The organism is Clostridium nitrophenolicum, from assembly GCF_055391695.1.
Genome location: NZ_AP042469.1, coordinates 4,122,670 through 4,143,828 on the forward strand (window position 1 = coordinate 4,122,670; position 21,159 = coordinate 4,143,828).

Consider the following 21,159-nt stretch of genomic DNA (forward strand, 5'->3'; position numbering starts at 1 on the left):
ATTATACCTCCATAACTTGCTAATATATAGTATGAATACTATCCTAAGTTAGTTACGATATATAGTTTTGCATTTTAGTAGTTGTGTCATTAATTCTAAGCTTCATTGAACTTAAACTTTTTATATATTTCCCAGGTATTATTCCTCCATATATATAAAGATAGATTATCGAAGTATAAATCAAACTCACATTCGTATTGGTTTACATACTCCCAAATTTCATTAAATTTATCTTGTATTCGTCTGGAAAGTATGGTGCAATGGAATACCCTATCTTTTCCTTCATTCTTTTTAAATTCTATCCATGGAATTTGTGTGATTTCATCTATTAGCCCATCATGAAGTTGTTTTGCTTCTTCTGATACTTCTACATTCATATAAACTACGTCTTGTCTAAACTTACCAAAGCCCTGTATTTTTATAGATGTTTTAATCTTGCTACGAGAAAACTTTTCTAAAACATTTACCATGTCATCTATCTGATCTGTTTCAAAAGGTGCTTTTATTGTAAAATGTGCAGGAAGCTTTTGACGCTTTTTATTGAATTTACGACATACCTCGCTCGTAATCTTTTCATGAAACTTTAAAGCATCACCTTCAATATTACATACTAACACATATCTCTCCATAAAATATCAACCCCTTATTATCTTTTCTTCATCTTACAATAATTCCGCTATTTATCCAATAACTATCCACTATAAATAGTTTCACCAAAATACCTTTACTTATCCAATAACTGATTGACATTAACACTACTCATCTATAGGTATAGGGGTAAGTGCTCTTAACTATTTACTCAAGTGAAACCATTATGTGCTTTTTAGCTTATTGTCTCGAAATAAAACAAAAGTAGTATGCGCTTAACTTCAGCACATACTACTTTTGTTTAAATTATTTTATTGTTACAATATCTCTTTGACCTCTTTTTACTTGTTCTCCAACCTTAACTGATACTGTTTCTCCTTCAGCTAAATTTGTAAATATAATTGGAGTAATAACTGATGGAACTTTTCCTCTTACTTGAGCTAAATCAACTTTAAGAAGTTGTTGTCCAGCCTTTATTATATCTCCTTGTTTTACCAAAGCTTCTATTCCTTCTCCTTGAAGGTTTACAGTGTCTATGCCAAAATGAACTAATATTTCACGGCCATTGTCTGCAGTTATTCCTATAGCATGCTTTGTTGGGAAAAGAGTAGTTATTGTACCGTTAACTGGTGATACAACTTCTCCATTTGCTGGTTCTATTGCAAAACCATCACCCATCATTTTTTGTGAGAAAACTTCATCTGGAACCTCAGTTATAGATAATATTTTTCCGTCTATTGGTGCAACAAAAGCATTATCAGCTGATTTTGTCACAGCAGCTTCCTTTTTAACAGTTGTGTTTTCTGCAATAACAGGAGTTTTTCCAGACATAATATCTTTAATTTGTGACTTTAATTGATCTGATTTTCCACCAAATATAGCCTGAATATTATTTCCTACTTCCATAACACCTGCTGCACCTAATTTCTTAAGTTCAGCCTTATCTACATTTTTAATGTTATTTACACTTACTCTTAAACGAGTTATACATGCATCTAAGTTTGTTATATTTTCTTTTCCACCTAATGCTTTTAGTATTGCTGCTGGAAGTTCCGCATTTCCAACATTAGCTGTTGACGTTTCTTCCACATCATCTTCACGTCCTGGAGTCTTAAGATTCCATTTTCTAATTGCAAATCTAAATCCGAAGTAGTAAATTACTGCGAATACTAAACCTACTGGTATTACTAACCACCAAGCTGTTCTGTTTGGTATAACTCCAAATAGGATATAGTCTATTAAACCACCTGAGAATGTCATACCTATCTTAACATTTAATAATTGCATTGTCATAAATGATAAGCCTGCAAATATACAGTGAATTCCAAATAGTACTGGTGCAACGAATAAGAATGCAAATTCTATTGGTTCTGTTATACCAGTTAAGAATGAAGTTAAAGCTGCTGAGGCAAGTATTCCTGCTGCTAATGCCTTCTTTCCTGGTTTTGCTTCATGATACATAGCTAGTGCTGCTGCTGGTAATCCAAACATCATAAATGGGAATTTACCAGTTGTAAATGTACCAGCTGTGAAGTGTGTAGCACCATTGCTAAGAACACCAAATTGAGTGAAATCTTTTAATTGAGCCATAAATATTGTTTGGTCTCCGTTTACAACCATACCAGTTGCTTTGCTTACATATTCCCCAAATTGATACCAGAATGGATTGTAGAATATGTGGTGTAATCCAAATGGTATTAATGATCTTTCAATAACACCGAACACAAATGCTGCTAATGTTGGGTTTGCATCGATCATATTATGTGAGAATGCATTTAATCCGTATTGAATTGGCGGCCATACAAATACAAGCATAATTCCTATAGCGATAGCTGCTACTGCTGTTACAATTGGAACGAATCTCTTTCCTGCAAAGAATCCTAAATATGAAGGTAATTCTATGTTATAATATTTCTTATAAAGCTGTGCTGCTACAACACCCATTATGATACCGCCAAACACACCTGTTTGTAATGAAGGAATACCTAAAACTGATGTGTAAGCTGGATTATGAGTAGCTAATACTTCTGGAGTAACTCCTGCTACTATTCCTAAAGTTTTATTCATTATTAAGAAACCAACGATTGCTGCAAGTCCTGCAACTCCTTCGCCTTCAGCTAAACCTACTGCAACCCCTACTGCGAATAATAATGCAAGATTACCAAATACAATATCTCCTGATTGCTCCATAACTTTAGCGAAAGTTTGGAAAGCATGATTATTTAAAAATGATGCATGGCTTAAGAAAGCCGGATTTTGAAACATATTACCAAAAGCAAGTAATATACCTGCAGCCGGTAATATTGCAACTGGAAGCATTAATGCTTTTCCGATTTGCTGTAGTTTACCAAAAATACTACTCTTCTTAGACATATGATTATCTCCCTTCAATATTTTTAATTTAATTCATTACTTATGATTATTATTGTGCTCTAAAACACAAAAGGCATGAGCAAGGTAATAAGAAATCCTTAAACATCTATTTGACTAATACAAATAGATACAATACTATTTCTTATAACTACCTTTGCTCATGCCTGATCGAATCAGTAACACGCAAAACTTTTATTAAGTTTTATTTATTAGGCGTAAACTTTTACATTGCTTGTCTGCCTTAATACAAATTCATTATATCAAGATATTTTTCTTTTTTCAATATATATTTTAAAGTTTTTTTATATTATTTTTGTGGTTGTAGACAAGCTCCATATGATAACAAGAACTCTGTTTATATAAAAACTTAACTTATACACAATTGTATAAGTTAAGTCTCCTTTTAAAATACCTATACGTTAATTTCCGCTTCTTCCCCAAGTAATTCTTTGTTTTCTTCAAGTATAGGTCTTATTTGCTTTTCAATAAAGTCTTCTACTTGCCCTGGCGCTCTACCTATAAATTTCTTTGAATCAATTAATGATAGTATCTCTTCTTTTGTCATATTAAAGAAATCATCATTTATGATTCTTTCAATTAAATCATTTTCTTTTCCTTCTATTTTAACCATTTTAGCTGCTTCCATGGAATGCTGTCTTATTCTCTCATGAAGTTCCTGTCTATCTCCACCTCTTTTAACAGCTTCCATTATGATATTTTCAGTAGCCATAAATGGTAACTCACTCTTTACATGTGCTTCTATAACCTTTGGATAAACTACCATATTACTAGATACATTCATATATAAGTTAAGCACTCCATCTAGAGCTAAAAATGCTTCTGAAACTGCAATTCTCTTATTAGCAGAATCATCTAAAGTTCTTTCAAACCATTGTGTCGATGCAGTTATTGCCGGGTTTAATGAATTTACAATTATATATCTTGCAAGAGCTCCTATTCTTTCAGATCTCATAGGATTCCTTTTATAGGCCATAGCGGATGATCCAATTTGATTCTTTTCAAAAGGCTCTTCCATCTCTTTCATATTTTGAAGTATTCTCATATCATTACTAAATTTATAAGCACTTTGAGCAATTTCTGATAAAGTATTTAGTATAATTGAGTCAAGCTTTCTTGTATAAGTCTGTCCTGTTACCATGAACTCTTCTTTAAAGCCCATTCTTTCTGTTACTATTTTATCTAATTTTTTTACTTTATCTTCATCACCATTAAATAGTTCCATAAAGCTTGCTTGTGTACCAGTTGTTCCTTTTACTCCTCTAAATCTCATATGATCTATTACAAACTGTAAATTTTCAAGATCTAAAAAAAGTTCTTGGATCCAAAGCGTTGCTCTCTTTCCTACAGTCGTTAATTGAGCTGGCTGAAGATGAGTAAAACCTAATGTAGGTACATCTTTATATTGAATTGCAAATTTAGACAAAGAATTAATTACATTTATAATTTTCTTTTTTATAAGTAACAGAGCTTCTCTCATTGCTATTAAATCAGTATTATCACCTACATAACAACTGGTTGCCCCTAAGTGTATTATCCCTTTTGCCTTTGGACACTGTACACCATATGCATAAACATGGCTCATAACATCGTGACGTACTTCTTTTTCTCTCTTTTCAGCTACTTCATAATTTATATTATCTATATTATCTCTAAGCTCTTGTATTTGTTCATCTGTAATATTAAGTCCTAATTCTTTTTCACATTCTGCTAATGCCACCCATAGTTTTCTCCAAGTTTTAAACTTCATCTCATCTGAAAATAAATAGCTCATTTCCTTTGAAGAATATCTTGTATTTAACGGTGTATTATACGTATTTCTCATAATTAAAGTACCTCCAGACGTATGTAATTGTTTTTTTTTATTTTTTCATTCACATTATAGCATATATCAAACTTATTTCATATATATTTTGTTCGTATTTTTTCTTTTTCATCGCATATTTTATCTTTTCTTATTTATTACTTTTTATTAATAATTTTTTATTCTAAGAATAATATAAATTAAATTGTGTACAAACTGTTCTATTTCATCACTGAATTAATATAATTTATTAGAATAAAATTATAGGGATTTGGAGGTACTTATGTATAAGTTTAACTTATTAGATAAAATTTCTTTAATTCTAGTAATTATCGGTGCATTAAATTGGGGACTTATAGGGTTATTTAATTTTAATTTAATAGGCGCTCTCTTAGGAGAACCGGTAAATTTAATTGGAAGGATTATTTATATACTTGTTGGCGCAGCCGGTGTGGACATGCTACTACTTTTATTGAAAATGAAAAAATCCTTTAAATAATAAATAAAAGGCTCATATTAGTGAGCCTTTTATTTATATAAAAAATTATTTTATTCTTCTAATGATTCTATTAACTTAGATACTTCTTCAACCGCTAAAGCTTCATCATCTCCTGATGCAGTAACCTTTACTGTTGAATTTTTAGTTACACCTAATGATAATACTCCAATTAAGCTTTTTACATTAGCCTTTTTTCCATCAAATTCAATGCTTATATCTGATTTGAAAGAAGAAGCTTTTTTCACTAATAGGGTTGCTGGTCTTGCATGTAACCCAGTAGAACTTTTTACTGTAACTTCCTTAGATACCATCAAATTCACCTCAATCCTCTATAATATAATAATATATGACAAACTTTCCTTTTTATTATAACACTTTTTTAATAGGTTTCAACGGCTATTTTTCAATGTAAAAGATTACACAAAATAAATTTATTAAAGATTTTTAATCTATTAAAAACAAATTTTCTATTAATAAATAGTACTATTTTAGTTCACTAATAAACTTCTCCACTCTATCTAGCCCTTTTTGAATATTATCCATCGAAGTTGCATAAGAGAATCTTACATAGTTATCTACACCAAAACCTATGCCGGGTATAACAGCTACTTTGGCTTTATCAAGTAATTGTTCAGAAAAACTCATAGAATCTATAATTTCAACGCCATCAATTTTTTTACCAAAGATCTTTGATATATTCATCATTACATAAAATGCACCTTCAGGATTAACGCAGGATACACCTTCTATTGAATTTATCTTATTTACCATATAATCTCTTCTTGCTTTGAACTCTGAAACCATTTCTATCATTTGTGCATCATCACCCTTTAAAGCTTCTACAGATGCATACTGAGCTATTGAGTTAGGATTTGAAGTAGTATGGCTTTGAATATTTGACATAAGTTTAGCTATTTCTTCACTAGATGCAGAATATCCTATTCTCCAACCAGTCATAGAATATGCTTTAGATACTCCATTAATAACAATTGTTCTGTTATATGAGTCTTCACTTAGACTAGCTATACTTATGTGTTTAGTATTCCCATATATCAATTTTTCATAAATTTCATCTGATAAAATTAATATATTTTTTTCTTTAGCAAGATCTGCTATAGCCATAAGTTCTTCTTTAGTATACACTGTACCTGTTGGATTATTTGGACTGTTTAATAATATCATTTTCGTTTTTTCTGTTATAGCACTTCTTAAGGCTTCTATATCATATTTAAAACCACTTTCTTCACTTGTCTCTACAAATACAGGTACTCCATCTGCTAGCTTTATAAGTTCTGGATAGCTTACCCAGTAAGGTACTGGAACAATAACCTCATCTCCAGGATTTAATGTAGCTAAGAAAGCATTAGATAAACTTTGTTTAGCGCCTGATGAAACAATAATTTGAGTAGTTTTATAATTCAAATTGTTATCTTTACTAAACTTATCTACTATTGCCTCTTTTAACTCCATTATACCTGATGCGGGTGTATATTTAGTAAATCCTTGTCTAATTGCATTGATGGCTGCATTTTGAATATTTTCTGGTGTATTAAAGTCTGGTTCACCTGCACCAAAGCCAATAACATCGATTCCATCTGCTTTCATTTTTTTAGCTTTAGCAGTTATTGCTAGAGTTATAGATGGTTGTATTTGCTGAGCTTTTTTTGATAATATCATTTTGTTTCCTCCATATCACGAAAGTTTTTATATTTTGCTTTAAAAAATTTATAAGTTAAAGTTTCATTAATACCTATAGTTCCTAGCGTATAATCACCATTTACAATAGTGCCATGACAATCACTTCCGCCAGTAATAATTAATGAATATTTTTTAGCTAAATTATAACAATTATTTACTGTTCTAGAAGAGTGCGCTGGATGAAACACTTCTATACCTTTTAATCCGTATGACTTTAAATCTTTTATTATATTTTCTATTTCTATATTCCTATATATCTCTCCGGGATGAGCTAAAACTGGTACTCCTTTTGCATTCAATATAAGTTTCATTGCTTCTTTATAATCTATTTTGCACCGTTCCACAAATGCAGGTCTGTTTTTAATTAAATATTTTTGAAATGCTTCTTTAGTGCTTTCAGCAAATCCCTTACTAACTAGAATTTTGGCTATATGAAGCCTTCCAATAGATCTATCATAATCTTCCTTGTCTATATCTTCTATATTTATGTCTATATTCAATTCATTTAATTTGCTTATTATCTTTTGAGCCCTTTCTTGTCTACTTTGTTTAACATCAGTAAGTCTATTTTTAAGAGCCTTGTCATCTAAATCAATAAAATAAGCTAGAATATGGACTTCTATCCCCTTATATTGAGAACTAAGCTCTAACCCTGGAATGATTTTTATATTTGCTGAGTTTCTATTCTTAACTATATATTGAGAATCAATACTGTCGTGGTCTGTTATGGAAATACACTTTATATTTCTTAATTGTGACAAATCAATTATCTTTTCTGGAGAAAGCTTACCATCTGAATAGTTTGAGTGAATGTGTAAATCTGAGTACAGCATTATATCACCCGTTTTCTCAAAATATAAAAAAATTCATTTACTACAATATATCACCATTTGGCTTAATTATCAATTATATATATTTTTTTAACTTCTTGCTACTAATATAACTCCTATTATAATGAAAATTACTCCTGCTATTCTTATTAGTGAAATGTTTTCTTTAAAAATAAAGTAAGAGAAAAACATAATTAATATATATCCTATACTGACCATAGGATATGCATAACTCAATTCAACCTTACTCAAAACTTTTATCCAGACCAGAAAACTAAGTCCATAAGATATAGTTCCCAGCATCACAGGTACATTTTTTAATATACTTAATATACTTGAAAAAATGTACCTTGCCGCAAAATTCAATTCAAGATTTACAGCTCCGTACTTTACCAAAACCTGTCCTATAGCACCTAAAAAAACCGATGTTAGAATTAACCAAATCATAGAAATAACTCCTTTAACTTATATACTGCTGATTTAATAAATTGATAAAAACAATATACCATTATAAATATTTCTGGAAAAGCATATCTTCCTTGGCCTTCTGTAATAAAATATACTGAAGTAAACATAAAAAATATCACTACAATATATAATGTAAATTTATCTAATAATTGAGTTTTCCCTAAGACAATTGCTCTTAAGATTATTATACTGTAAATTAAAATATATAGTACAGCAGGTGTAAATATTATGTTTCTCATATTATTTGCTACAGAAAAAATTATCGTCTTAGTATTATCACTTAAATTGCTTCCATAAGTGCTGTACAAGATATCATCACTTACAAAGTAAGTATTATACAATCTTTTAAAACCAAGAGTTAAAAATTCTTTTGGATGACTTTTAATCCATTTTTTTGCTGCATCTCCAAGCATTTTATTTTTTTCAGTCATGTTTGCTTTTTCATATTCTGGTGTTTTTACAATTGAATTTTCAACATCGCTAGCAGCCATCCATCTACCTAAATTATTTTGAGAATTATTATTTATATATAAAACGATACCTCCATTGTTTGATACATATGTAAATTGTCCTACAAGTTTTGTATTCCTATATATCCATGGTGAAATTACTATTATACAAACTATTAAGACTATAAAAGAATTCTTTAATGCTAATGTAAATCTTTTTTCTTTCAATATTTCTACAATAAATATTGCAAAGAAAATTGCTATAAAGAATGGCTTTATCATTGTATTAAGTCCTGCAAGTATACCTATTAATATATACTTGAATCTAATTTGTCCAAAATAAATATTAGTTATAATTAGTAATATTAAAGTAAAAAGTATTTCTGTGCCAAGAATACTATTATATACAATATTATTTGGCATAAATACAAATAAGGTAAATATAATTCTTCTATCCAATTCATTTATATCTAACTTTCTAAGTATTAACAAAAGACAGAAATTAGATGCAAATGTAATAATCAAATTGAATACTTTAGCAATAATTAAACTTGAACCAAATAATTTAAAAATTCCACCAAGAACTATAGGATATCCTACAGATGTATAAGTATCTCCCCAAGGTAAACCATTTGCTATATCGACAGCAAGATTATAATAATATTGAAAGTCTGAAAATGGTTTTGTATCTACAAATACTACCCATAATGTAGAAACTAATAACCCAATAATTAATACAGCTTTATAGTATGTACCTATTTTTGAGTTTTTACTTTTCATAATGTCTAATGTCCTTTCTATAATTTTAAATATATTATGGTTAAAACTGATATCACCCATAATATTATATTTATGAAAAATGGTATATCTTTTCCAAACACGTCTTCCGGCTTTCCACCTACATTTTTCTTATCTACAAGATATTCATATCTAAAAATTCCATACAACACAAATGGAATAGTAAATATCATAGTTTTACTTTGAACAGAACTGAAGGTATAGAGACAGTATGCCATTAATATAGATGGTGTCACTATAATAAGCATCTTATCTAACATTTCAACAGAATATTCCTCTAATATCTTTCTATGTGAGCCACTTCTATCCTTTAAAGTTATAATTTCACTTCTTCTCTTATTAAGAGCTAAAAATAATGCCAATAATATAGTACATAAAAATAACCATGGAGAAACTTGAACTCCTGTTGCTAAACTTCCACTTTCAACTCTTAACACAAATCCAAAGGTTATTATCATTACATCTATTATTACTACATTTTTTAGTTTAAAGGAATAAAATATATTTATTACCATATATATTGCTAATATGCTTAGTATCTTAATACTGAGCATTTTATATGAAAAATATGTTACACATAAAACAATTATTATATCTAAAATTACAGCGGTTTTCAAAGAAACACGTCCACTTGGAAGAGGTCTTTTTTTCTTATCAGGATGACATCTATCTTTCTCAATATCTACAATGTCATTTAGAACATATATTGAAGATGATGTAAGACAAAATAAAATAAATGTTACAATATTTAAATACAATATATTTTCATTAAAAAATTTTCCTGAAAAGATTATTGCAGCAAATACAAAAAAATTCTTAATCCACTGCTTAGGCCTCATCAATTGAAATATAGCTTTTACGTCCATAGGTTTCCTCCTCAATAATTTAAACTGAAAATTGTATATCATATTTACCTACTTATCTATTAGTGAATACCTTTTTACATTTTATCATAGGTTATAATATAGTCAACATCATCTAATTTAACATATTTTCATCATAAATTAAAGGACTTGATTTAAATTCAAGCCCTTTTTAACAAATTTATTATATTTTGATTATTTTTTATCTTGGCTGCACTATTAATTTAATTGCAGTCCTTTCTTCACCATCTATTTCAATGTCAGTAAACGCTGGAATGCAAACTAAATCTATTCCACTTGGTGCAACAAACCCTCTTGCAATAGCAACTGCTTTAATTGCTTGATTTAATGCACCAGCACCTATCGCCTGAATCTCCGCTGCTCCTCTTTCTCTTAAAACTCCTGCTAGCGCTCCTGCCACTGAATTTGGACTTGATTTTGCTGAAACTTTTAATACTTCCATGGTAAACCTCCTATATACTATAATTAACTTTATTTGTTATTGTCGCTACAATATACTATTCTACAAAAAATTAAAAATTCCTTCTAAATTTTGTAAAGTTTTCATATTTTACAAAACTCAAAAGGAATATTATTGTCTTTTTTAACTATTTTGCATATTCGATTGCTCGGGTTTCTCTTATAACATTTACTTTAATTTGACCAGGATACTCTAATTCGCTTTCAATTCTCTTAGCAATATTCCTTGCCATCTCAACAGCCCCTGCATCGTCAACATCTTCTGGTTTGATCATAATTCTAAGCTCTCTACCTGCTTGAATGGCATATGACTTCTCTACGCCTTCACATGTGTTTGCTATCTCTTCCAACTTCTCTAGACGCTTAATATAAGCTTCTAGTGTTTCTCTTCTAGCACCAGGTCTTGCAGCTGAAATTGCATCTGCGGCCTGAACGAGTACAGCTTCTAAAGATTGAAACTCTACATCACCATGATGAGCACCAATAGCATTAACTATTACAGAAGACTCACGATATTTCTTCGCAACTTCTGCTCCAATAATGGCATGTGGACCTTCAACTTCATGATCTACTGCTTTACCAATATCATGAAGCAATCCTGCTCTCTTGGCTAGAGTCGGATCAATACCAAGTTCTGAAGCCATGAGACCAGCTAAATATGAAACTTCTATAGAATGCTTTAGTACATTCTGACCATAACTGGTTCTATATTTTAATCTTCCTAGTAACTTTATTAGTTCTGAGTGAAGACCATGTACTCCAGTTTCAAAAGTTGCCTGTTCTCCTTCTTCTTTGATATCATTTTCAACTTCTTTTTTAGCTTTTTCAACCATTTCTTCAATTCTTGCAGGATGAATTCTTCCATCAATTATCAGCTTTTCTAAAGCTATTCTTGCTACTTCTCTTCTTATTGGGTCAAATCCTGAAAGAATTACTGCTTCAGGTGTATCATCTATTATCAAATCTACGCCTGTTAGGGTTTCTAATGTTCTTATGTTTCTTCCTTCCCTACCAATTATTCTTCCCTTCATTTCATCATTAGGAAGAGCAACAACATGTACTGTAGTTTCAGCTACATGATCTGCTGCACATCTTTGTATTGCACAAGTTATAATCTCTCGTGCTTTCTTGTCAGCTTCTTCTTTAGCTTTTGATTCTACCTCTTTAATCATAATTGCTGCTTCATGCTTAATTTCTTTGTTAATTTCTTCTAATAATATTTCCTTAGCTTCTTCGGATGTTAATCCTGATAATCTTTGAAGTTCTTCCCTTTGTTTTTCATATAATTCTTCTATACTTGCTTGCAATTCATCAATTTCCTGCTGTTTTTTGTTTAGGCTATCTTCTCTTTTTTCAAGTGAATCACTCTTCTTATCAAGTAGTTCCTCTCTTTGAATTATTCTTCTTTCAAGCCTTTGTATTTCGTTTCTTCTTTCTCTCAATTCCCTCTCAGAGTCAGATCTCAATCTATGAACTTCTTCTTTAGCTTCAAGAATAGCTTCTTTCTTTTTGGACTCAGCCGCCCTCTCTGCTTCTTCTTTCAATCTATGAGACTCTTCAAGAGCCTGTGATTTTATAGCATCAGCTTTACTTTTTGTCATATAAAATCCAATAAATAAACCTACTGCTACGATTATACCGAAAATAATAATGTATATAATTCCACTCACATGAACACCTCCTTCGCTTATTTGTGTATCTATTATTTAGTCAAATATGCAAGCATAGAAAAGGTGTCATATTTATTCAACTGGTAATTACTAAGCAAATGATAAACCAGAATTTGTCTTAATTTTATATTATATTTTTCATATTGTCAAGTTTATAGTGTTACATTAATTATATTATAATTATCTATTGAATAATTATGTTATAATACTGTCTTTATACTATTATATTTTAACCAATACTTGATTCTCTAATCACCAATAGAAGTATAAATATATAATAAAATCGCAAGTATTGTATACTTGCGATTTTTAGGAAACTACTCTTTTTCAACAGTTTCTTTTGGTTGTTCACTATCTACTTTATTATCATTTAAAGCTTTAGCCAAAGGCAGTTCGTATTTTTCTCTAATTTTATTCTCAATTTCAAGTAGGATCTCAGGGTTTTCCTTCAAGAATTGCTTTGCATTTTCTCTTCCTTGTCCTAATCTAGTTTCTTTATAAGAGAACCAAGCACCGCTTTTTTGTACTAGTTCTTCCCTTACCCCTACATCTAGAACGTTACCTGGTCTTGATATACCTTGGTTATACATAATATCAAACTCAGCTTGTTTGAAAGGTGGCGCAACCTTATTCTTTGTTACCTTAACCTTTGTTCTATTACCTACAATATCATCGCCCTGTTTAATTGAATCTATTCTTCTAACATCCATTCTCACTGATGCATAGAACTTTAATGCTCTACCACCTGGAGTTGTTTCAGGATTTCCGAACATAACACCAACCTTTTCTCTTAACTGGTTGATAAATATAGTTACACATTTTGACTTATTTATAGAACCTGTGAGCTTTCTTAAAGCTTGAGACATAAGTCTAGCTTGTAGTCCTACATGAGAGTCACCCATTTCTCCTTCTATTTCCGCTTTAGGAACTAAAGCAGCTACAGAGTCTACAACAATTACATCTATTGCCCCAGACCTTACTAAGGCTTCAGCTATTTCTAGAGCCTGTTCTCCAGTGTCTGGTTGTGATACAATTAAATTCTCTATATCTACGCCTAAATTTTTGGCATATGCAGGATCAAGCGCATGTTCTGCATCTATAAATGCTGCTGTTCCACCTGATTTTTGTGCTTCAGCCACTATATGAAGTGCTACAGTAGTTTTACCTGAAGACTCAGGCCCAAATATCTCAACAACTCTTCCTCTAGGTACTCCACCAATGCCTAAAGCTATATCAAGGTCAAGACATCCTGTAGAAACAGCATCAACATTTAGTATACTGTGCTCTCCAAGCTTCATTATAGAACCTTTTCCAAATTGTTTTTCTATCTGCCCCATAGCTGCTTCTAAAGCTTTTAATTTATCAGTATTAATATTCCCCATAGGGTTCACTTCCTTTCGAATCGAACATTTGTTCTACTAATATTATATACTATCTTATGTATACGGTCAACTGAATGAGCAAATTTTATAATAGTTTTTCAATAGGTCTCATCTCAATGGAAAAATAAAAGTTCCTGAAAGTCAGGAACTTTCTATTTTTAATTATAGACACATCTCAAATATTTAACCAAATAATGTCAATAAATTAATTTATCATCTACAAATTTTCTTTTATACAACATTATCTTTATCGGTCAGCCCTCATTACTTCTTTATTTTTAATAAAATAATCTAACCCTGATATTATTGTAATTGCAATCGCAATTGCCATTGCAATATTAGTTGTTAAATTTAAAAACTTATGAGGATAAGTTATATACTTTTTAATTATTCCAAGAGATACATGATTGTAATTTAGGTTTATCAATGCCAAAATAATGGCAATTATTTGCGTCACTGTTTTAGCTTTACCCCAATTGCTTGCTGCAATAACTATGCCCTCTGAGGCCGCAATTGACCTTAATCCAGTTACCGCAAACTCTCTTGCTATAATTATCATAGCTGCCCAAGCAGGTACAATATGATACTCTACAAGGGAAATCAATGCTGCTGTAACTAAAAGTTTATCCGCTAATGGATCCATAAATTTACCAAACCTAGTTATTTGGTTTCTACTTCTCGCTATATATCCATCTAATTTATCTGTAATAGATGCAATTACAAATATAACTATAGCAATAGCCTTTCCGTAAGGAATATCTTTAATCGTAATAAACATTAAAAAAAATGGAACTAAAAGTATTCTAAGTAACGTAAGTTTATTTGCTAGATTCATTACATACAACTCCCATTAAATCATACTCGGAGCTATTGGTAATTTTAACCTTAACCATAGTTCCTATTTGTAAATTTTTGTCACTTTCAAAATAAATTAGACCATCTATTTCAGGAGCCATTTCACGGCTTCTGCCATACCATACTTCTTTGTCTTTTCCTTCAATGATGACCTCATAGGTTCTATTTATCTTACTATCATTAATGTCTTTTGATATTGTTTGTTGAAGCATCATTAATTCTTCTTCACGTTTTTGTTTTATATCTTCATTAACTTGCTCTTTCATTTCTGCAGCTGGTGTTCCTTCTTCTTGAGAATACTTAAATACACCTAACTTATCAAATTTTGTTTCTTTTATAAAATCCTTTAACTCATTAAAATTTTCTTCGCTTTCTCCTGGGAATCCTACAATTATAGATGTTCTTATTACTATTTCATCTACTTTTGTTCTTAATTTATTTATGTTATTTATTATTTCTTGCTTTCTTCCTCTTCTTCCCATGAGCTTTAATATGTCATCGCTTATATGTTGAACGGGAATATCTAAATACTTACATACCTTGTCATTATTAGCTATTTCATCTATTAACTCATCTGTAATCTCTTCAGGATAACAATATAGTATTCTTATCCACTGGATTCCTTCAACTTTAGATATTTCATTTATAAGTTTTGGAAGCATTTTTTGTCCATATATATCTATTCCGTATCTTGTAGTATCTTGAGCAACTACTATAAGTTCTTTTACTCCTTGAGCTGCAAGATTTTTAGCTTCTTCCAATATGCTTTCTATATTTCTGCTTCTATACTTTCCCCTAATTTTAGGAATTATGCAATAAGTACAAAAGTTATCACATCCCTCAGCAATTCTTAAGTATGCTGTAAAGGATGCAGTAGTGAGTATTCTCTTACCCTCATTTATGGTAGAGTCACTATAATTGCAGCTATAAAATTTAGAATTTTTATCTTCCATACATTTTATTATGCTTTCATTTAGCTTGTCATAATCATTTACTCCAAGCATTATATCTATTTCAGGTAAAAGCTCCATGAGCTCCTTACCGTATCTTTGAGTTAAACATCCTGTAACTACAATTAACTTGCAACTAAATCTTTCCTTATACTTTGACATTTCGAGAATGGTATCTATAGATTCTTGCTTTGCAGATTCAATAAATCCACAGGTATTTATAATTATTACATCTGCTTCCTTAGGATTATTTACAATAATGTTATCCATATTTATATGACTTAGAATAATTTCAGAATCAATCCTATTTTTATCACAGCCTAAACTTATTAGCCCAACTTTTAATTTATCCACTATTTTTCCTCCTATTAGATAAGTAATTAAATCCAAAACTTCATATTTTATTTTAAATCTACTTTTTATATTTTACAAGAAAAATTATAACAATAAAAGACTGAATTATCTTATCCTATGATTACCACACATAATAATTATAGACTTAAACAACTCTTTATTAAGTAAGCCTTTCCTTATCTGTCATAGTTTTCCCTCTTTACAAGAACCTGTCTCGGCTTACTTCCATCTCGTCCTGATATTATCCCTCTTTCTTCCATCTGATCAATTATTCTAGCAGCTCTATTATAACCTATTCTAAGCCTTCTTTGCAGAAGTGATGTAGATGCTTGTCCTATTTCTACCACTATTCTAGTAGCTTCTTCTAATAATTCATCTGCATCTGAACTTTCTCCATTGGCATTCGTGTCAATGTGATCTATTATATCATCTTCATATTGTGGTGCACCTTGTTTATCTTTAATAAAGTTAACTACCTTTTCAACTTCACTTTCAGATATAAATGCTCCTTGAATTCTTATTGGCTTTGCCTCACCTACTGGATAGAATAGCATGTCTCCTTTCCCAAGAAGCTTCTCAGCACCTGCTGTATCCAATATAGTTCTTGAGTCAATTTGAGAAGACACCGCAAAAGATATTCTTGAAGGTATATTAGCCTTTATTACCCCGGTAATAACGTCTACAGAAGGTCTCTGGGTTGCAATAACTAAATGCATTCCTGCAGCTCTAGCCATCTGAGCTAAACGACCTATGTAGTCTTCAATATCATTTGGACACACCATCATTAAGTCCGCTAATTCATCAATAATTATTACAACAAAAGGAAGCTCATTTTCTGTTATTCCTTTTTCATATAGTTCATTATAGCTTTCAATATTTCTTACACCATTGTCTGCAAAAAGTTTATATCTCCTTGTCATCTCCTGTACAGCCCAATTTAATGCTCCTGCTGCTTTTTTAGGATCTGTAACTACTGGTATTAATAAATGAGGTATTCCATTATATACACTAAGCTCAACTACTTTCGGATCTATCATCAACAGCTTGACATTGTCCGGGGAATATTTATAGAGCAAACTTATTATTAATGTGTTTATACATACACTTTTTCCTGAACCAGTAGCTCCTGCAATAAGCATATGGGGCATTTTTGTTAAGTCACAAACTACACAGTTTCCACCTATATCTTTTCCTAATGAACAGGCTAAGTTTTTGCTTGAATTAATAAACTCTGGAGATTCTATAACTTCTCTTAAATAAACAGCTGTTAGTTCTCTATTTGGTACTTCTATTCCTATAGCAGATTTTCCTGGGATAGGCGCTTCAATTCTTACTCCTGATGCTGCCAACCCCAAAGCTATATCGTCAGATAGATTTACAATTTTACTTACCTTAACCCCTGGACTAGGCTGAAGTTCAAATCTCGTTACAGAAGGTCCTTTACTTACCTGAATAACTTTAGCTTCTACTCCAAAACTGCTTAGAGTTTCCTCTAGTTTGTTAGCATTATTTATTAATTCTTTTTTATCTTCTTTATTAAGCTTTGACTGGACATTTGTTTTTAGCAACTCAACGGATGGAAAATTATATTCTTGATTAAAGCTTATATGACCACCTGTCATTTGCTTGTCCAGTTCCTCATTTATTGAATCATCTATTGCCTTATCGGAAGCACATTCAATCTCAATATTACGCTGTACATTTTTATTTTCTTTAATATCTGCATCAGGTTTTTCTTCAACATTTTTGTCTGCTGATTTCATAAAGTCCAAAATCTTTATTCTATTATTAATATTTTTTATAAAGCTTTCTTTTTCTATGCTGCCACTATGTTGAGCTTTTTCTGGTTTTTTGTCTTTTTCATTAATGATTGTGTCTTCTTCCATATAATTGCTTTCTTTTAATGCGGACTTTATTTTATGCAATATATCATAAATTGTTATCCTACTCATTAATATAAAACATATTATGTATATTGAAGAAAAAATCACGTAACATCCTACACTGCCAAACAACTTAAAAAGAGGTACATCTATTAAAAAACTTATAATTCCTCCATGTAATGGACTATCAGTTTCATATAGTATTCTTATTCCTTTTACTATATCATTACTTACATAATACTCTGACATTATTATCATTTGTATAAGCAGAAGGGTATTAATAATAAAGAGTAAAATTCCATAAAACTTTTTGCTAAAATTTATTTTATTCTTTTTACACACAAAGCAAAATCCTGTAAATATTATTAAGACTGGAAAAACAAAGGCACCTAATCCCATTACAGCTATTAATATTTTTTTAGTAAAGTTTCCAATAATTCCAGATGATGCTGATGAGAAAACACTTATTATCATCAATATTCCTAATGTAATTAGAAGAATTCCTTTTATGTCCCTATCAAATTCATATTTTTCTGTTTTTCTAGCCATATCATATCACCTCAAGACAATTGTAATAACACTTATCTATGTAGTTATTCTACATAATTAATATATTTCCTTTTAGGTATCTGAAATAAAATAACAAGTCAAGGATGCGACATATATTTTGCATCAGACAAGTAGACAGGTTCCGCTGACAGTTGTTCTATCAACGGGTTCTGTCGACACAGTATGACTCAAAATATACTATCATACTAACTAGTTATTTTTTGAAGATGCCTTAATTACTTATAAATATAAATCACCATAGGAAATATCCTATGGCTGACTTTCAGTATCCTTTTTTTTCTCTTGTATAAGCACATCTAGTTTTTTAATAGCATCACTTATACCTCCAACTTCATCGATCAATCCTTCGTCTACTGCCTGCTTTCCAATTAAAATAGTTCCCATATCATTTAACAATTCATCTGTTTGAGCCATAAGTTTACGTAATCTATCTCTATCTATCTTTGAAGTTCTCACTATAAACTCAATAATTCTCTCCTGCATTTTATTAAAATATTCAAAGGTTTGAGGCGCACCTATAACAAGGCCATTCATCCTTATTGGGTGAACTATCATAGTAGCCGAAGGTGAAATAAAGGAGTAGTCTGCAGCAGTAGCAAGAGGTACTCCAATAGAATGTCCTCCGCCAATCACTAAAGATACTGTAGGTTTACTCAAACTTCTTATCATTTCTGATATTGCCAATCCTGCTTCTACGTCACCTCCCACAGTATTTAGTACTGCAAGTACTCCTTCAACATTTGGATCATTCTCAATGGCAATTAGTAGTGGTATAACATGTTCATACCTAGTGGTTTTAGTTTGTGGTGGTAACGCCACATGCCCTTCAATTTGACCGATTATAGGTAATATTTGAATTCTATCTTTAGCTTTAGGAATATTTTGTACACCTAATTCTTTTATATTCTGCAGTTCCTTATTGCCTTTATTTTCTTCCTGCTCTTTAATTCCTTTGTTATCTTTTTCTTCTTGCATATCAATCCCTCCTTGCATAAATATATTTTGTGCATTATAAGGGACTGATATTCATTTTAATTTTATTCGCTGCCTAACTTAAATTCATTATGCAGCGTATTTATTGCTTTTTCCGAATTTTTACTTTCTACAAGACACCAAATCGTAGTATGAGAGTCAGCAGTCTGAAGGACTTCTATTTTTGCCTTAGTTAATACTCTTAATATTTTAGCCATTACACCTGGAAGGCCTCTCATTCTACTTCCGATTATTGCAATCTTACTGCATTCTTCTACATATGAATAAATTAGGCCAAGTTCTTCCATAATGATCTTAAAGCTATCTAGATCTCTTCCATCTATAGTAAATATTTTTTGTTTAGGAAACACATTTATTAAATCTATACTTATTAGATTTTGAGCTAATTCATCTAAAAGTATATCATAATTTTCATTCTCTTTATTTTCATCTAATTCTACTGTTACTTGTACTCTTTTGTCCATAGAAGTTATTCCAGTAATAATATTTTGAGTATTTCTAATTGCATTGCTATTTATTACAGTGCCTTTGCAATCACTGAGAGTATTTTTTATTACAAGTGTTACATTTGACTTCATGGCTATTTCTACAGCCCTAGGATGAATCACCTTCGCACCTTGATCTGCAAATTGAAATACTTCATTATAGCTTATTTTTTCAATTAATGATGCATCTGAAACTATTCTAGGATCTGCAGTCATGATGCCATCTACATCAGTATAAATATGAACTTCTTCTGCCTTTAGGGCAGCGCCAAGCAAGGAAGCAGTTACATCGCTACCTCCTCTTCCAAGAGTGGTTATAAATCCGTTCTCACTTATGCCTTGAAAACCAGCCACAACAGGTATTTTTCCTTCTTTTATTATATTTAACAACTTTTCTGAGTCTACTCTTGAAACAGATGCATTATTATAATTATTGTCTGTAATAATACCCGCTTGTCCTCCAGTTAATGGAACAGCCGGCAAACTATTTTTAGATAATACATCACTCATCACTACAGTGCTTATAATTTCACCACAGCTCATAAGTAAATCCATCCCTAAAGTATTAACTCTTTTGTATTCATCACTTATTAAAGAAAGAAGGGTATCTGTTGCATAAGGCTGTCCTTTCCTGCCCATAGCAGATACTACTACTACGGTCGAGAAACCTTCTTCTTTTGCCTTTAATATCTTTTGAACTACTAACTCTCTTCTGTCGTCAGTAGATACAGAAGTTCCTCCAAACTTTTGTACTAATATTTTCATTTTTACCCTCCATCGCTTTTTCTAATAATAGTATATTAGAGAGATCTCCAATATGTTAACGAGATCTCTTTAATACTTTTTCTTCTGCATCAATAATTATTGTTTTTGAACCTATTTTTTTTACATATTCCCATGGTACTTCTACAAATTCACTTTTAGAAAATAAACCAAACTTAGATTTATTGTCATTAAGAACTAATAGTTTTAGATTACCATCTTCATCAATTATTATATCATTATTACCCAAGCAGTTAAATCTATCTCCATCATTTACGTTTATAATCTCGTATCTTTCCATCTCACTATAAAACTTTACATTTTCACTCATATATATACCTCCTTAATAATTTAAAAATATTGCAAAGCAATATTTTTAATAGAGGA

19 protein-coding genes are annotated in these 21,159 nt (G+C 30.8%); 1 reads left to right on the forward strand and 18 read right to left on the reverse strand.

All coding sequences use genetic code 11. The features are described from left to right. Nucleotides 1-95: 95 nt before the first annotated feature. From ACZ5N4_RS19495 to purB, 3 genes are all read right to left on the reverse strand, one after another. On the reverse strand, nucleotides 96-629 hold the full coding sequence (locus ACZ5N4_RS19495) for a 2'-5' RNA ligase family protein (RefSeq protein ID WP_464204179.1): 534 nt from the start codon (nucleotides 627-629) through the stop codon (nucleotides 96-98). A 265-nt stretch (nucleotides 630-894) separates the two neighbouring features. Then, nucleotides 895-2,961, reverse strand: coding sequence for a glucose-specific PTS transporter subunit IIBC (gene ptsG, locus ACZ5N4_RS19500; protein ID WP_464204180.1), 2,067 nt, complete (start codon nucleotides 2,959-2,961; stop codon nucleotides 895-897). Between the two features lie 412 nt (nucleotides 2,962-3,373). Then, a complete protein-coding gene (gene purB / locus ACZ5N4_RS19505; RefSeq protein WP_464204181.1) occupies nucleotides 3,374-4,804 on the reverse strand; it encodes an adenylosuccinate lyase in 1,431 nt (476 codons plus the stop codon). Between the two features lie 262 nt (nucleotides 4,805-5,066). Here purB and ACZ5N4_RS19510 point away from each other — a divergent pair, with 262 nt between their 5' ends. Beyond that, on the forward strand, nucleotides 5,067-5,282 hold the full coding sequence (locus ACZ5N4_RS19510; RefSeq protein WP_211144344.1) for a DUF378 domain-containing protein: 216 nt from the start codon (nucleotides 5,067-5,069) through the stop codon (nucleotides 5,280-5,282). A gap of 50 nt (nucleotides 5,283-5,332) precedes the next feature. Here the strand turns inward: ACZ5N4_RS19510 and ACZ5N4_RS19515 are convergent, their stop codons facing one another. The 15 genes from ACZ5N4_RS19515 to ACZ5N4_RS19585 form a co-directional block, all read right to left on the reverse strand. Then, nucleotides 5,333-5,593 (reverse strand): HPr family phosphocarrier protein, encoded by a 261-nt coding sequence (locus tag ACZ5N4_RS19515; RefSeq protein ID WP_464204182.1) that lies wholly within the window; start codon nucleotides 5,591-5,593, stop codon nucleotides 5,333-5,335. A gap of 172 nt (nucleotides 5,594-5,765) precedes the next feature. Then, nucleotides 5,766-6,959 carry a pyridoxal phosphate-dependent aminotransferase gene (locus ACZ5N4_RS19520; RefSeq protein ID WP_464204183.1) on the reverse strand — a complete coding sequence of 398 codons (1,194 nt, stop codon included), beginning with the start codon at nucleotides 6,957-6,959 and terminating at the stop codon, nucleotides 5,766-5,768. Further along, on the reverse strand, nucleotides 6,956-7,813 hold the full coding sequence (locus tag ACZ5N4_RS19525) for a PHP domain-containing protein (RefSeq protein ID WP_464204184.1): 858 nt from the start codon (nucleotides 7,811-7,813) through the stop codon (nucleotides 6,956-6,958). The genes ACZ5N4_RS19520 and ACZ5N4_RS19525 overlap by 4 nt, the downstream gene beginning before the upstream one ends. A gap of 87 nt (nucleotides 7,814-7,900) precedes the next feature. Continuing rightward, nucleotides 7,901-8,257: an EamA family transporter gene (locus ACZ5N4_RS19530; RefSeq protein ID WP_464204185.1), complete on the reverse strand. Its 357-nt coding sequence runs from the start codon at nucleotides 8,255-8,257 to the stop codon at nucleotides 7,901-7,903. Beyond that, the gene (locus tag ACZ5N4_RS19535; RefSeq protein WP_464204186.1) at nucleotides 8,254-9,507 is read right to left on the reverse strand and encodes a hypothetical protein; all 1,254 of its coding nucleotides are present in this window, start codon (nucleotides 9,505-9,507) and stop codon (nucleotides 8,254-8,256) included. The genes ACZ5N4_RS19530 and ACZ5N4_RS19535 overlap by 4 nt, the downstream gene beginning before the upstream one ends. A 17-nt stretch (nucleotides 9,508-9,524) precedes the next feature. Then, nucleotides 9,525-10,391: a decaprenyl-phosphate phosphoribosyltransferase gene (locus ACZ5N4_RS19540; protein ID WP_464204187.1), complete on the reverse strand. Its 867-nt coding sequence runs from the start codon at nucleotides 10,389-10,391 to the stop codon at nucleotides 9,525-9,527. Nucleotides 10,392-10,590: 199 nt separating this feature from the next. After that, nucleotides 10,591-10,851 (reverse strand): stage V sporulation protein S, encoded by a 261-nt coding sequence (locus tag ACZ5N4_RS19545; protein WP_066620210.1) that lies wholly within the window; start codon nucleotides 10,849-10,851, stop codon nucleotides 10,591-10,593. 145 nt (nucleotides 10,852-10,996) lie between these two features. After that, nucleotides 10,997-12,538 carry a ribonuclease Y gene (gene rny, locus ACZ5N4_RS19550; RefSeq protein WP_464204188.1) on the reverse strand — a complete coding sequence of 514 codons (1,542 nt, stop codon included), beginning with the start codon at nucleotides 12,536-12,538 and terminating at the stop codon, nucleotides 10,997-10,999. A 317-nt stretch (nucleotides 12,539-12,855) separates the two neighbouring features. Further along, nucleotides 12,856-13,920: a recombinase RecA gene (gene recA / locus ACZ5N4_RS19555; RefSeq protein ID WP_464204189.1), complete on the reverse strand. Its 1,065-nt coding sequence runs from the start codon at nucleotides 13,918-13,920 to the stop codon at nucleotides 12,856-12,858. A gap of 247 nt (nucleotides 13,921-14,167) precedes the next feature. Continuing rightward, nucleotides 14,168-14,755, reverse strand: coding sequence for a CDP-diacylglycerol--glycerol-3-phosphate 3-phosphatidyltransferase (gene pgsA / locus ACZ5N4_RS19560; protein WP_464204190.1), 588 nt, complete (start codon nucleotides 14,753-14,755; stop codon nucleotides 14,168-14,170). Then, a complete protein-coding gene (rimO, locus tag ACZ5N4_RS19565) occupies nucleotides 14,739-16,079 on the reverse strand; it encodes a 30S ribosomal protein S12 methylthiotransferase RimO (RefSeq protein ID WP_464204191.1) in 1,341 nt (446 codons plus the stop codon). The genes pgsA and rimO overlap by 17 nt, the downstream gene beginning before the upstream one ends. Nucleotides 16,080-16,255: 176 nt before the next feature. Beyond that, nucleotides 16,256-18,511 (reverse strand): FtsK/SpoIIIE family DNA translocase, encoded by a 2,256-nt coding sequence (locus tag ACZ5N4_RS19570; RefSeq protein WP_464204192.1) that lies wholly within the window; start codon nucleotides 18,509-18,511, stop codon nucleotides 16,256-16,258. Between the two features lie 270 nt (nucleotides 18,512-18,781). Continuing rightward, a complete protein-coding gene (locus ACZ5N4_RS19575) occupies nucleotides 18,782-19,507 on the reverse strand; it encodes a ClpP family protease (RefSeq protein WP_464204193.1) in 726 nt (241 codons plus the stop codon). 62 nt (nucleotides 19,508-19,569) lie between these two features. Further along, nucleotides 19,570-20,775 carry an aspartate kinase gene (gene dapG, locus ACZ5N4_RS19580; protein ID WP_464204194.1) on the reverse strand — a complete coding sequence of 402 codons (1,206 nt, stop codon included), beginning with the start codon at nucleotides 20,773-20,775 and terminating at the stop codon, nucleotides 19,570-19,572. Between the two features lie 55 nt (nucleotides 20,776-20,830). Continuing rightward, entirely contained in the window at nucleotides 20,831-21,103 is a 273-nt protein-coding gene (locus ACZ5N4_RS19585; RefSeq protein ID WP_464204195.1) for a YlmC/YmxH family sporulation protein, read from the reverse strand. Nucleotides 21,104-21,159: the final 56 nt, after the last annotated feature.

Excerpts from the sequence above, each read along its gene's own strand:
- ACZ5N4_RS19495 (WP_464204179.1), bottom strand. The coding sequence starts at position 629 with ATGGAGAGATATGTGTTAGTATGTAATATTGAAGGTGATGCTTTAAAG.
- ACZ5N4_RS19520 (WP_464204183.1), bottom strand. The coding sequence starts at position 6,959 with ATGATATTATCAAAAAAAGCTCAGCAAATACAACCATCTATAACTCTA.
- recA (WP_464204189.1), bottom strand. The coding sequence starts at position 13,920 with ATGGGGAATATTAATACTGATAAATTAAAAGCTTTAGAAGCAGCTATG.
- purB (WP_464204181.1), bottom strand. The coding sequence starts at position 4,804 with ATGAGAAATACGTATAATACACCGTTAAATACAAGATATTCTTCAAAG.
- ACZ5N4_RS19535 (WP_464204186.1), bottom strand. The coding sequence starts at position 9,507 with ATGAAAAGTAAAAACTCAAAAATAGGTACATACTATAAAGCTGTATTA.
- dapG (WP_464204194.1), bottom strand. The coding sequence starts at position 20,775 with ATGAAAATATTAGTACAAAAGTTTGGAGGAACTTCTGTATCTACTGAC.
- ACZ5N4_RS19510 (WP_211144344.1), top strand. The coding sequence starts at position 5,067 with ATGTATAAGTTTAACTTATTAGATAAAATTTCTTTAATTCTAGTAATT.
- ACZ5N4_RS19575 (WP_464204193.1), bottom strand. The coding sequence starts at position 19,507 with ATGCAAGAAGAAAAAGATAACAAAGGAATTAAAGAGCAGGAAGAAAAT.
- ptsG (WP_464204180.1), bottom strand. The coding sequence starts at position 2,961 with ATGTCTAAGAAGAGTAGTATTTTTGGTAAACTACAGCAAATCGGAAAA.
- ACZ5N4_RS19585 (WP_464204195.1), bottom strand. The coding sequence starts at position 21,103 with ATGAGTGAAAATGTAAAGTTTTATAGTGAGATGGAAAGATACGAGATT.
- pgsA (WP_464204190.1), bottom strand. The coding sequence starts at position 14,755 with ATGAATCTAGCAAATAAACTTACGTTACTTAGAATACTTTTAGTTCCA.
- ACZ5N4_RS19540 (WP_464204187.1), bottom strand. The coding sequence starts at position 10,391 with ATGGACGTAAAAGCTATATTTCAATTGATGAGGCCTAAGCAGTGGATT.
- ACZ5N4_RS19515 (WP_464204182.1), bottom strand. The coding sequence starts at position 5,593 with ATGGTATCTAAGGAAGTTACAGTAAAAAGTTCTACTGGGTTACATGCA.
- ACZ5N4_RS19525 (WP_464204184.1), bottom strand. The coding sequence starts at position 7,813 with ATGCTGTACTCAGATTTACACATTCACTCAAACTATTCAGATGGTAAG.
- ACZ5N4_RS19530 (WP_464204185.1), bottom strand. The coding sequence starts at position 8,257 with ATGATTTGGTTAATTCTAACATCGGTTTTTTTAGGTGCTATAGGACAG.
- ACZ5N4_RS19570 (WP_464204192.1), bottom strand. The coding sequence starts at position 18,511 with ATGGCTAGAAAAACAGAAAAATATGAATTTGATAGGGACATAAAAGGA.
- ACZ5N4_RS19545 (WP_066620210.1), bottom strand. The coding sequence starts at position 10,851 with ATGGAAGTATTAAAAGTTTCAGCAAAATCAAGTCCAAATTCAGTGGCA.